The following is an 11,874-nucleotide window of genomic DNA, read 5'->3' on the forward strand; positions in this document are numbered from 1 at the left end:
ACATTTTCTCCGCCGGGGCTGCGGGCGGCTGCGCCTTGCATGCGCGAGGCTTACCCGGCCGCGGTCACGGCTTCAGCCAGTTGCGGATGAGCGCTGCGTCCGGCTCGGAAAACTCATGGCCGCAGTCGACCGCGTGAGCTTCGACCCGCGCGCCGGCGCGGCGCAGCTGCTGCGCCAGCGGCGCGGCATAGGGGCCGTAGGTCGTGTCCCTCCTGCCCGAAAGCACCAGCGCCGACACGGCGGAAAGATCGGCCGGCGGCGGTGCGTCCAGCACCGGCATGGCGCGCATCAGCACGGCCCGGCGGACCAGCCCCGGGTGCAGGAACAGCAGGCTGGACAACAGATTGGCGCCGTTGGAATAGCCCAGAAACACCGCATCGGCAGGGTCGAACCCATGTTCGCGGCCCGCCTGCACAAGGAAGCGCGCGAAAGCCTGCGCCTCGCTGCGGATGCTGTGCTGATCGAACGCGACCGGCGTGAGGCGGGTAAACCAGCGCCGGCTTTCCTCCTGCACGATGCGTCCGCGCACAGCCATCAGCCGCGCCTGCGGAAAAACCTGCGCGGCGAAGGGCACAAGCACCGTCTCGTCCGTGCCGGAGCCATGGAGAAGAATGACCCATGAACCGTCCGGCGCGTCCGGTTCATGCAGCCGGTAGCCGAAGGCAAGCTCTTCATGAAGTTCCGAGGTTCTCGGCATGTGACGGTCCTGCGTGGGCTTCGGCGGGTTTGCCGGCTTCAAAACGAAATGTTTTCAAGGCTGTCCAAAGTTGAACGATGCCGGTCCTGTTTTAGGTCCGATTTCTCCGGTTTGTCATGGATGCCTGCAAGCAGTGTGGCATAGCGCCGTCGAACATATCGGAAGGACAGCTCATGAAGACTGGCATGACGGCGCACAGGGATGCGCGCATAGACATGGTGCGGGCGCTGGCTTTGCTGACCATCTTCATCAACCACGTTCCCGGCAACATTCTGGAGCGCTTTACCTACAAGAATTTCGGTTTCTCGGACGCGACCGAGATCTTCATGCTGGTGTCCGGCATTTCGATCGCGCTTGCCTATGGAACGCGATTCGTGCCCGGGCAGCGCGCCACTCTGACGCTGAGAATGTGGCGGCGGGCAGGCGTGCTCTATGTGTCCCATATTGTCGTCACCATGGCCGGCATCGCGCTTTTCTGCCTCGGCGCAGTGTACGCAAAGCGCCCCGAACTTCTTTCGCAGATCAATATCGGGCCGGTGATGGAGCGAACGCCGGAGGCGATGATCGGCATCATCACGCTCGGCCATCAGATCGGCTACAACAATATCCTGCCCGTCTATGCGCTGCTTTTGCTGGCGGCGCCGCTGATCATCCATGGCGCGCTGCGCTGGCCGGGCACGACGCTCGGTGCCTGCGGCGTGCTGTGGCTGGCTGCCGGCCTGTGGCAGATCGCGCCGCGCAATTATCCGGAAGCCGGCCAGTGGTTTCTCAATCCGCTGTCGTGGCAGTTTCTGTTCGCGATCGGCATCACCGGCGCGATCCATGTGCGCAGGACGGGTGCATTTCCCGTCAGTCGCTGGGGCGTTGCACTGGCAGGCGCCTATGTGATCGCGGCGCTGGCGTGGGTTCACTCGCCCCTGTGGGGTCAGGTGACATGGTTCGGCCTTTCGCCGGTCCTCGGCGGCTTCGACAAGACCTATCTGTCGCTGGCGCGCCTGCTGCATATTCTGGCGGTGACCTATCTTGTGCTTGCCCTGTGTTCGGCGGTTCGCGTGCGGTTCCGGGCCGACAATCCTCTGGCCGTCCTTGGCCGCCGTTCACTGGCGGTTTTCATCGCCGGGACCGTGCTGGCGCTGGCCGCGCAGATGCTGCGCATGGTCCATGCCGGCGGCGTCGGCTACGACCTTTGCCTGCTCGTGATCGGCATCGCGGCCCAGTTCGGGCTGGCATATTATCTCGACTGGGTCGACAGGGTGAAAGCCGCCGCCAGAAGCGATACACCGGTCCGGCACAGAGCCCCGGCCCTGAGCGCAGGACGGGTACTTGCGGGGCATGGCGCGTAGGGACTAGTTCTTTCTTCCCGTCGATCCCGAAGAGCTATCGCCAGAAGCGCTTTGCATCGACGAACGCATCGTGGGCTTCCGCCGCTTCGGTCAGGCTTTCTTTTCCGGTTGAGGTCAGCATGCCGGCCACCTCGTCAGGCGCAAGGTCCAGCCGTTCCAGCAGCCGGGGCAGGACGGCAAGGTCGTTCAGGGTGCCCAGCCGGTCCTGCATCACCTCCAGAGCGTCGACGAAACGCCGAAAGCGGCGCTGCTGGCGGCGGGTGTCGAACAGGGAGCCGAAGAAGCCGGCCGCATAGCGCAGCTTCTTGGCATCCTTGCGCACTTCATGCCGCGTCTCGTCGTCAAGTTCGGCAAGGTCCCTGCCGCCCTTTTTGACCTTGCGGCGAAACCGGTCGAGCGCGGAGGCCGCGAAGTCGCGCACCGGTTGCGCGCGGATTGCCGCGGCGGCTTCCGTGGTCCGCCATCCGCCGAACGCCAGCCATTCGACAAGATCAAGCATCAGCAGCCGTGCGCGCGGTGAGTTCAGGGCCTCCATGGCCCGCTCATAAGCGCTGGTCCGCGCCACCTCGATCCGGGCGCGCAACCCGTCTTCGGCACCGCGTGCAGCCAGCACGTCGAGATCGCGGGCGTCGCCCGTACTGCCGGCCAGCCAGCGCAACTCGTCCCGCAAACGGGCGAACCGGCTATCCTCCAGCATCTCCCTGTAAATCGACAATGCCGAGCGCAGACGGCGCAGGGCCACGCGCGCCTGATGCAGCGCTTCGGGATTGCCGGGCGACAGCAGCGGCTCGTTCAGGAGGAAATGACGCAGGCAGGATGCGGCGATCTCCTGGAAGGCATCCTCGGCGCTCATCCCGGCGTGCAGCATCACGGCTTCGGCCTTTATCGCCCGCGGCGCCTCGGCAAGCAGCCTGTAGCCGCGCGCGGCCTTGTTGAGGACCCCCGGCCGCAGTGGCACCAGATCTCCCAGCCGCCGGGCAAGGGCAAACAGCGCCGCCGGGTTCCCCTTTTTAAGCTCAAGCTCGATCTCGCACAGCGAGGAACGGCGGTCCCCGGCCATGACCTCGCCGCGATCCAGCGCGACCTCGATCGTCGCGTCATCCTGAACGACGTTCCAGATCATGCGCCCGACATGGACTTCGAAAACCGGGCGAATGTCCTGCACCTTCGCGCCCAGCATGGAGACGAACGGCAGGGTGTCATCGAAGACCGGCCGATCATCCGGTACGGACCGCTCCCACTCCCGGCGAACAAACATGCCAGCCGCCGGACCTCCGGCCTTCACCGTCTGGATACGCGCGCCGTTCGCCTCCCTGACCCTGAGCGTGAAGCCGGCCGCTGCGAGGTCGTTGCGGGGCGTGTCGAAGTAGATGGCCCGCTGCCGCAGCAGGGATGCCTCCTGTGCGAACGGATTGCAGGCCAGTAAATCGTCGGCATCGTCCGGCGTCAGTTCGAGCTTGAGTTCAGTTTCCGGCATCATGCGAGCTGCGCCTTGCTTGACTTGCGATATAGCCCGGACGACAGGCACTGTTGGCGCCCCCCAAGCGGAACTGCCGCATTATGGACAGCGCCCGGGGCAGGGCGTCAACAGGCGTCGTCCTCCCGGCTCTGACCCCGCCCCCCTGTTCAGTACTTCTGCGGAACGTAGAGTTCGCCCGGCAGCGTGGCGCGTTCATATTCGGGATTGAACACGCGCTCCGGCAGGCTGATCTCCTCGTGCGGCACCGGCTGATAGGGGATCTGGTTGAGCAGATGATCGATGCAGTTCAGCCGTGCCCGCTTCTTGTCATTGCCTTCCACGATGTACCAGGGCGCTTCGGGAATGCTGGTGCGCTCGAACATCTCTTCCTTGGCCTTGGTGTACTGTTCCCAGCGCACGCGCGACTGCAGATCCATCGGCGACAGCTTCCACTGCTTCATCGGATCATGGATGCGCATCATGAAACGCATCTGCTGCTCTTCGTCGGTGATCGAGAACCAGTACTTGACCAGCCGGATGCCCGAGCGCAACAACATGCGCTCGAATTCGGGAACGTCGTTGAAGAAGTCCTCGACCTGTTCCGGCGTGGCAAAGCCCATCACCCGCTCGACGCCGGCCCTGTTGTACCAGGAGCGGTCGAAGAGCACGATCTCGCCGCCGGCGGGGAGGTGCGGCACATAGCGCTGGAAATACCACTGCGTCTTCTCACGGTCGCTGGGCGCTGGCAGGGCCGCCACCCGCACGATGCGCGGGTTGAGCCGCTGGGTGATGCGCTTGATGACGCCGCCCTTGCCGGCGGAATCGCGCCCCTCGAACAGCACGACGATCTTCTCCCCGGAGTGCGATACCCAGTCCTGCAGCTTGATGAGCTCGGACTGAAGCCGGATCAGCTCCAGAAAATAGGTCTGGCGATTGAGGGAGTCGGGGTGCGCCTTCTTGTAGATCTTCGCCAGTTCGGCCGAAAGCGCGGGTTCGGACAGTTCGAGTTCGTAATCCTCGTCGAGGGCGTCCTCCATCTCGGCTCTTAGCCAGGATACCGCGCTGCTGTTGTCGAAATCCATGAAACTCTCCAGGTCCGGATTGGAACGCGATCCGTGCGTGAAGCTCCACCCTGCGCCGGATGTCGGAATCTCGCACCTACCGTTCCGGGCCGACTATCATCAGCTGGTTACATGCATATGACGGCTGCGGCCGCCCGCATCGCTGCGGCCGCATTGCGGAGAGAAAGGTCCTTGCGGCTACGTGGAGCATTGCTGCTTTTCTCAGAAATGCTCTGTCTCTTTGTTTGGCCGCATTCATGCGACGCCGGATGTCTCCATCTGGCTGCAGGATGCTCTACGCGATGTTCCGGTTTGCGGAACGCTGCTCCAGCTTCGTGGCGCGCAGCAGTTGCTGCGTGTAGGGCTGGGTGGCCTGACCGGAATAGATCTGGTCGCGCATCAGGGTCTCCACCAGCTCGCCCTTGTTGAGCACGATGACGCGGGCGCACATATGGGCGATCACCCCGAGATCGTGCCCGACAAACAACATCGTCAAGCCGCGTTCACGGTGGAGCTTTGCAAGCAGGTTCAGAACTTCGGCCTGCACCGATACGTCAAGCGCCGAAGTCGGCTCGTCGAGCAGCAGCACTTCGGGTTCGAGAATGAGGGCGCGCGCAATGGCGACGCGCTGACGCTGCCCGCCTGACAGCTGATGCGGATATCGGAAGCGGAAGCCGAGCGGCAGGCCGACGGAGGCCAGGCTGGCGCGGATCTTCGCCTCGCGGTCGCCGATGCCCTGTATCGCCAGCGGCTCCTCCAGAATCCGCTCGACAGAATGGCGAGGATGCAGCGCCGCATAAGGGTCCTGAAAGACCATCTGCACACTGCGCGTGTGCCGCTTGTCTCTGGCCCTTGCGGAGGCCGGCATGCCGAGGATTTCCATCATGCCGGCGGCCGGAGCGGTTCCGGTGAGGGCTTTGAGGATGGTGCTCTTGCCGGAGCCGGATTCTCCGATGAGGCCCAGGCATTCTCCGTGTGCGACCGAGAAGCTGACATCGTTCACGACGTTTGCCGAGCCATAGGTGACGCAGAGGTTCTTTACGTCGAGCGCGTTCGCCGGCGCGTTTACAGGGACTGGTCTTGCGTGTTCCATGACAGCCATGCGGCCAGATCGTCGGCACTCCCGAACAGGCGAGCGAAGCGGCGGCGCTGCTGGATGGCCCCTTCGTGGTGAAAGTGGTCTCTCCTGATATCGTGCATAAATCGGACGTCGGCGGGGTCGTGCTCGGCCTCGAAACGCCTGATGATGTGGCGCGGGCTGTAACGCAGATGGGCGCATCCATCGCGCAGAAGCTTCCCGATGCGCGTATCGAGGGTTTTCTGGTTCAGGAAATGCGCACCGGCAAGGTTGAACTGCTGGTGGGCGCCCGCAACGATCCGCAGTTCGGCCCGATGATCATCGTCGGCGCCGGCGGCGTTCTGGTCGAGCTGCTCAGGGATGTGGCGGTGGCGATGGCCCCTGTCTGCGAGAAGAAGGCACGATCGATGATCGAAAGCCTGCAGATCGCAAAGCTGATGCAGGGCTTCAGGGGCAGCGCGGAACTCGACATCGATGCCGCTGCCCAGGCCGTGTCGCGGATCAGCTGGATCGTATCGGACATCGGCCCCCGCTTCTGTGAACTCGACGTGAACCCGCTTCTTGTTGCAGAGGCCGGAAAGGGTTGCGTGGCCGTCGACGCCCGCATTCTGCTCGACGACAACTGATATCCGGCGGCCGGAGCGGCCCGGACATGCACAGCACTGGAGGACTTAATGTCAGCACTGGACGTAAGACAGGATGGCAGGACGACCATCTTCACCATCAACCGCCCGGAGAAGATGAATGCCATCAATGCCGAGGTGGCGAATGAGATGCAGCGGCGCTTTGCCGAATTTGACAGCTCGGATCAGCGGGTCGCGATCATCACGGGCGCAGGGGAAAAGGCGTTTTCTTCCGGCGCCGATGTCTCGGACATTCCCGAACTCTGGCGCTGCATACCAACGATCGGCATCGTCACGGAAAAGCCGGTCATATGCGCTGTCCATGGCTGGTGCGTCGGCGGGGCGCTGGTGATGGCCGCAATGGCGGATCTGTGCGTGGTGACCGAGAACACCCGTTTTTCCTATCCGGAAGGCAAGGTCGGGCTGACAGGCGGCATGATTGCCACGCTGGCAGGGCGCATACCGCATAAGATGGCCATGGAGATCATGCTGCTTGGCCGAACCGTTTCCGGCCGCCGCGCCTGCGAGATCGGGCTTGCCAATGAGGTGGTGGAAGACGGCAGGCATCTGGAGGCCGCGCTGGCGATGGCCCGCGAGATGGAAGATATGGCGCCGCTGGTGCTGAAGACGCTGAAGCGCTTCGTCGTCGATCATACGCTTATCCAGACACCTTCGGAAAAGCTTGCGCGTGCCCAGCGCGACCTTGCCGTCGTCCGCACCAGCGCAGACCTGAAGGAAGGCGTTGCGGCGTTCCGGGAAAAGCGCAAGCCGGTGTTCAACGGCAGATAGAACCGATCCGCCATTTCCCGGCCGCCTTCAGGCCCAGAGGCTGCCTGTGGGGCCGTGTCAGCGCCGGCCGACGTCATTGCCGTGTCTGTCACAGGGCATCTTGCCGGCGGCTGCCGCAGCCATCTGAACCTCCCCGCACGGCCGCCGGCGCATCGTTGCGGCGAGGTGTGGCGCAGGCGACCGGACCTGAAGCGTGTCGCGATCTTTCGGATTTTCTCATTCTGCTTTAAGCCATTGTTTTCACGAATGTTATTGCCTCGAATCCGGTTCCCTCTTTCGAGCGGTATGCTTTAACTGTCCGGCGGCAATTGACTTGCCGGGCGTCCATGTTATCGGGAGCGCGGTTATGGTTCTTTCGTTGTCTCCGGAGAGCGAAAGCTAAGAGGGAATCCGGTGAAAATCCGGGGCTGCCCCGCAACTGTAAGCAGAGAGTGCGCCGTCGCCTGTAGTCACTGGCTTTCCCGGGAAGACAGACGGTGCATGATGACCTGTGAGCCAGGAGACCTGCCTGACCATGGAAGTTCGGTGGGCGGGGTGGACCACTGGAATGTGCGGCATTCGGTAAAGGAAACCGGGCGCGGCATCCGTCTTGCGAACCCCGTTGTTAAAGAGAGGGGGAGCAATGGCTGTCTTCACATATTCTACCACAAACAATACGGGTCGCCGCAGGCCGGGCTTTATCGCATGGCTTGGCCTTGGGGTGGCGGCGATCGCTCTGGCAGGTTCGGGGAATGCTTTCGGGCAAACGAGAGCCGAGCAGAGCACCGAGGACATTGAAGCGGGGCGGGCTCCTCTTTTGACGCCCGAAGAAACCATTCTTCTGGAGCGCATAACCGTCACTGCCCAGCGCGGCCCGAACGAACTGTTCAACGTCGCGCAGAACGTCACCATCCTGACCGGCGAACAACTCGACAGCAGGGCCGTTCGCGATATCGACGACATGGTGCGTTATCTTCCCGGTCTGAGCGTCGACCGCGAAACCTCTCTCAACAATCCCTATGGCCAGCTCGGTTCGTTCAGCATCCGGGGCGTCGGTGGCAACCGTGTGCAGATCCTTGTCGATGGCGCGCGGGTTCAGGAACAGACGATCTACGGCAGCCGCGATTTTGCCGATCCCTTCAACATGAAGGCGGTCGAAATCGTTCGCGGTCCGTCTTCCGTGCTTTGGGGGGCGGATGCGCTGGGCGGCGTCGTTTCGTTTCGCACCCGCGATCCGCAGGATTTGCTGGATGGTTCCGACAAGCCATGGGCGGGTGAAATCAAGAGCGCCTATGACAGCTTCGACGGCAGCTTCCGCAAGCAGTTCACGGCGGCGGCCTCGCAGGGCGATTTCCAGATGCTGGCGAGTTTCGGCCACCTGTCCGCCCATGAGCCGCGGCTGAGGAATGCGCGCGCCGACGGCGGCATCTGGGGATGTCCGCGTCCGGCCTCTTTCGGCTGTGACAAGCTGTTCGATGCCGACACCTACGCATGGAACGCGCTCGGCAAGCTGATCTGGACCCCTGAAGATCACGAGTTCAGGCTGACCGGGGAGTTCTTCAGGCGCCACACCGAAGTCGATCAGGTGTGGGACGCTTTTGCCGCCTCCAGCGGCTATGCCAGCGCCAGCTATCCGCGCGAGCTGGACATGCAGAGGACGCGTCTGGCGCTGGAGCACAAATGGACGCTCAACACGCCGCTGCTCGACGAAATCAAGTGGCAGCTGTCCTATTCACCGCAGAAGCGCGACACGTCGGGCACGCAGACACGCATCTTCGCCACGCGTACGGACACATACACGCCCGTGCGCAATTATGGCGAAACCTTCCTTGAGGCGGATGTGCAGCTGACCAGCCGTTTCGCCACCGGCGGCATCGCCCACAAGCTGATCTACGGTTTCGACGGCGATCTGACGGATTCCTCCTATGACGGCTATAATATCGTCCACCGATCCGACACCGGCGTGACGACGATCCAGACCAATCAGGGCTACAACTTCCCCGAAGTGAAGACCCGTCGGGCGGACTTCTACATTCAGGATGAGATGGAGTTGCTGGACGGGCGGCTCAGGATCACGCCCGGCGTTCGCTTTGCGACCTACAGGATCGATCCCACCGGGGACACGGGATACAAGCCCCTTCCCGGCAACGAGCCCGAGGTGACGAGCAACACCAGGCTCATCAAGAAGCTCGGCCTGATCTACGAGCTGGATGACAGCTATTCAGCCTATGCCTCCTATGGCGAAGGCTTCAAGATGCCGACGTCGCAGCAGATGTTCGTTTCGGCCAGCGACCCGTTCATCGGCGGCATCGTTCTGCCCAATCCCGGTCTGAAGCCGGAATCGGTCAGGAACTACGAGATCGGTCTCAGAGGGCTGTTCGATCGCGGAAGCTTCAGCGCCGGTGTCTTCTATGCCGACTATCAGGACTTCATTCGCGGGCCGATGAATCTCGATCCCACGCGGCCCAATGTCTGGACCTATGACAATGTCGAGGATGTCAGACTGTGGGGCATCGAGATCGCCGGCGAATATGAGTTCCATGCCGACTGGTGGGCATCTGCGGCGATCTCCTACCAGCATGGCACGCAAAGAGTGGCGGGTGGAAAGAAGACGCCCTTCGACGGGGCCGTGCCGCTGACGGCGGTGCTTGGCCTGCGCCATTTCATCGCCGACTGGAATCTGGAAGCGGAGGTTCTGGGCACCTTTGGCGCAGCGGTGACCCGCCGCGCCAGCCCGAACGCCTTCCTGCCGGGTGGCTATGCGGTGTTCGATGCCTATCTGAACTGGAAGCCGCGCAACAATCTGGAGCTCAACGCGGGCATCCAGAACATGTTCGACACGCGCTACTTCCGAAACAGCCTCTACGGTTACGATGTCACCCCTGCCTCCGCCGCCACGGCGGGAGCGCGCCCGCTTGAGGCGCAGGTTGCGCCGGGGCGCACCTTCAAGCTGGGAGCAACGCTGCGTTTCTAGCAAGCAACAGCAGACAAGCCGTCATGCGTGACGGCTTGTCTGCTCTGTCCGATGGTCATGTCGAGAACGGAACCTGACGATGATTGAGATACTGCGCCATGTCTCGCGGATCCTGAAGCTCTGTACCAGCGGCAGGGGTGGCAGGATTACGCTGCTGATCTATGGTGTGGTTCTTGTTCTGGAACTGGCTTCCATCGTCGTTGCCCTGCGGGTTATCGACTGGACCAAGGATTTCTACGACGCGCTCCAGCAGATGAACGCGGCCGAAGCGCTGCACCAGACCTGGATTTTCGCGGCCATCGTGGTGGCGGAGGCGTCGAGAAACCTCTGTTCCATCTATTTCCGCAAGATGCTGGAAATACGCTGGCGCGAGGCGCTGACGGCGCGCCTGCTCGACAAATGGCTGCAAGGGGGCCACTACCACCGCATACAGGAGTTCACCGAAGGCGGCCTTCTGGACAATCCCGATCAGCGTATCGCGGAAGACAGCCGGATCTTCATTTCCGGAAATGTCGCCGACAGCACCACCGCTTCCGGCTTCGTTCCCCTGTCGCTCGACATCGTCACCCGCATGGTGGGGCTTATATCCTATGCGAGCGTGTTGTGGGGGCTCTCCGGTTTTGCGCTCGATCTTGGCGTGCTTGGCATCGACTGGTCGCTGCCGCGCTACATGGTCTGGTTCGCCTTTGCCTATGTCATTCTCGCCATCGCAATTACCCATCTGCTCGGGCGGCCGCTCAAAGAGCTGTATTTCAGGCAGCAGCAGCGTGAAGCCGATTATCGCTTCGGGCTCGTTCATGTTCGCCGCAATGCCGATCAGATCGCGCAGCTCGATGGCGCCGCTGCGGAACGTCGCGAACTCGACAGGCGGTTTGGCAGGATCGTGGCCAACTGGCGGCGCCTCATCGGACAGGAACTGCGGCTGAGCTCCTTCACCTATCCTTATTATTACACGGCGCTGCGCATCCCCACCTTCCTTGCCATGCCGGCCTATTTCGCCGGGGCGCTCACCTTCGGCGGCATGATGCAGATCAGCTCGGCCTTCGCGAAGGTGGTGACGACCCTGTCATGGTTCATCTTCTCCTATCGGCCGCTTTCGGAACTGGCCGCCGCCGCGAAGCGTCTGGGCGGGCTGATCGAATTTCTGGACAGGCCTCCGCAAGCGGTCGCACCCGCCATCTCGGCAGGGTCATCGCCCGACGGAGCTTTTCGCGCGCAGGCGCTGGAACTGGCCGCTCCCGGCACGAAACCCTTTCTGGCTCTGCCGGAACTACGTCTCAACCGGGGCGAGTCCATCTGGCTGAGTGGGCCTTCCGGGGTCGGAAAGACAACGCTGGGCAAGGCCATCGCCGGTTTGTGGCCACACGGACGCGGTGAGGTGCTCTTCCCGGCGTCCGGCTTCTTCGTCATTCCCCAGCACCCCTATCTGCCGCTGGGCGATGCGGTGGATGCGGTCTGCTATCCCCTGCCTGTTTCGGGTTTCAGCGATCAGGAGATCGACGCCGCACTGGAGGATGTCGGGCTGAAACCTGAAATCATCCGGGCCATGGGGCCCGGGGATCTGACCACGCTTTCAGGTGGCGAACTTCAAAGGCTGGTTCTGGCCCGCCTCTTCCTGCACAGGCCGCAATGGGTCATCATGGATGAGGCGACGAGCGCGCTGGACCGGGTGGCGGAAGAAACGATCTTCCTCCGCCTGAGCCGGAAGCTGGCAGACACCGGGTTCATCGTCATCTCGCATCGCCGGCCGGAGGGGCTGGAGCATGTCAGCGAAGTCGACCTTTCTCTGCACAGCCTGAAATCCGATCCGCAGCCCGGCCTCCCGCACTTGCAGGAGGCAAGCGCATAGCGCTTTTTATCGGCGGAATGTC

9 protein-coding genes and 1 riboswitch are annotated in these 11,874 nt (G+C 62.8%); of the genes, 5 read left to right on the plus strand and 4 right to left on the minus strand.

Annotated features, from left to right (window positions below):
* Positions 1-64: 64 nt before the first annotated feature.
* The gene (locus tag AC5XE7_RS03145; RefSeq protein WP_495364748.1) at positions 65-697 is read right to left on the minus strand and encodes an alpha/beta hydrolase; all 633 of its coding nucleotides are present in this window, start codon (positions 695-697) and stop codon (positions 65-67) included.
* 173 nt (positions 698-870) lie between these two features.
* Between AC5XE7_RS03145 and AC5XE7_RS03150 the strand changes: the two genes are divergently transcribed.
* Positions 871-2,040 carry an OpgC family protein gene (locus AC5XE7_RS03150; RefSeq protein ID WP_495364749.1) on the plus strand — a complete coding sequence of 390 codons (1,170 nt, stop codon included), beginning with the start codon at positions 871-873 and terminating at the stop codon, positions 2,038-2,040.
* Positions 2,041-2,074: 34 nt separating this feature from the next.
* On the opposite strand, the gene AC5XE7_RS03155 is transcribed toward AC5XE7_RS03150, so the two are convergent.
* From AC5XE7_RS03155 to AC5XE7_RS03165, 3 genes are all read right to left on the minus strand, one after another.
* Positions 2,075-3,520, minus strand: a complete 1,446-nt coding sequence (locus AC5XE7_RS03155; RefSeq protein ID WP_495364750.1) for a CYTH and CHAD domain-containing protein — start codon at positions 3,518-3,520, stop codon at positions 2,075-2,077.
* Between the two features lie 146 nt (positions 3,521-3,666).
* A complete protein-coding gene (ppk2, locus tag AC5XE7_RS03160; protein ID WP_495364752.1) occupies positions 3,667-4,581 on the minus strand; it encodes a polyphosphate kinase 2 in 915 nt (304 codons plus the stop codon).
* 274 nt (positions 4,582-4,855) lie between these two features.
* On the minus strand, positions 4,856-5,662 hold the full coding sequence (locus AC5XE7_RS03165) for an ABC transporter ATP-binding protein (RefSeq protein WP_495364753.1): 807 nt from the start codon (positions 5,660-5,662) through the stop codon (positions 4,856-4,858).
* A gap of 8 nt (positions 5,663-5,670) precedes the next feature.
* Here AC5XE7_RS03165 and AC5XE7_RS03170 point away from each other — a divergent pair, with 8 nt between their 5' ends.
* The 4 genes from AC5XE7_RS03170 (at position 5,671) to AC5XE7_RS03185 (ending at position 11,852) form a co-directional block, all read left to right on the plus strand.
* Complete coding sequence (locus AC5XE7_RS03170) at positions 5,671-6,264, plus strand: acetate--CoA ligase family protein (RefSeq protein WP_495364942.1); 594 nt, start codon at positions 5,671-5,673, stop codon at positions 6,262-6,264.
* A gap of 48 nt (positions 6,265-6,312) precedes the next feature.
* Complete coding sequence (locus tag AC5XE7_RS03175) at positions 6,313-7,050, plus strand: enoyl-CoA hydratase/isomerase family protein (RefSeq protein WP_495364754.1); 738 nt, start codon at positions 6,313-6,315, stop codon at positions 7,048-7,050.
* Between the two features lie 329 nt (positions 7,051-7,379).
* Positions 7,380-7,576: riboswitch (cobalamin riboswitch) on the plus strand.
* Positions 7,577-7,672: 96 nt separating this feature from the next.
* Positions 7,673-10,003 (plus strand): TonB-dependent receptor domain-containing protein, encoded by a 2,331-nt coding sequence (locus AC5XE7_RS03180; RefSeq protein ID WP_495364755.1) that lies wholly within the window; start codon positions 7,673-7,675, stop codon positions 10,001-10,003.
* Positions 10,004-10,082: 79 nt separating this feature from the next.
* The gene (locus AC5XE7_RS03185) at positions 10,083-11,852 is read left to right on the plus strand and encodes an ABC transporter ATP-binding protein/permease (protein ID WP_495364756.1); all 1,770 of its coding nucleotides are present in this window, start codon (positions 10,083-10,085) and stop codon (positions 11,850-11,852) included.
* Positions 11,853-11,874: the final 22 nt, after the last annotated feature.

The organism is Aquamicrobium sp. YD-1-mutant5 (assembly GCF_059509755.1).